The 365-nt window shown below is 75.9% G+C and carries 1 pseudogene; it reads left to right on the top strand.

Annotated features, from left to right (window positions below):
- Positions 1–45: 45 nt before the first annotated feature.
- Positions 46–365, top strand: a pseudogene (locus CCN72_RS37685) (hypothetical protein); the annotation flags it as partial.

Here is a 365-nt window from a genome sequence, read left to right as displayed (position 1 = left end):
ACCCCCGTCCGAGGGCGGGGGACGCCCGCCGTATCGTTGCCTCGCATGTGGCCAGGAGAGCAGCCACCGGGGGGCGGACAGAACCCGCAGCAGCCCCCGGTCGAACATCAGCCGAACCCGTATCAGCAGGCCGGGTACCATCAGCCGAACCCCTACCAGCAGCCCCAACCCTGGAACGCGCCCACCCAGCCGGCCGGCGCGCCCGTGCCCCCGCCGACGGGCGGCGGTGGCGGCCGGGACCGTACCAAGCTCGTCGCGGTCATCGCCGCCGCGGCGGTCGTCGTCGCCGCGGGCGTCACCGGCTTCGTGCTGCTCGGCGGGGACAAGCACGACCGGGTGGACCCGGGCCCCACCCCGGCACCGAC

It is taken from the genome of Streptomyces murinus (genome assembly GCF_002154555.1).
GTDB lineage: Bacteria > Actinomycetota > Actinomycetes > Streptomycetales > Streptomycetaceae > Streptomyces > Streptomyces murinus.
Note: the sequence above shows the minus strand (reverse complement) of the source record. Positions and strands in the feature narration are given on the sequence as shown.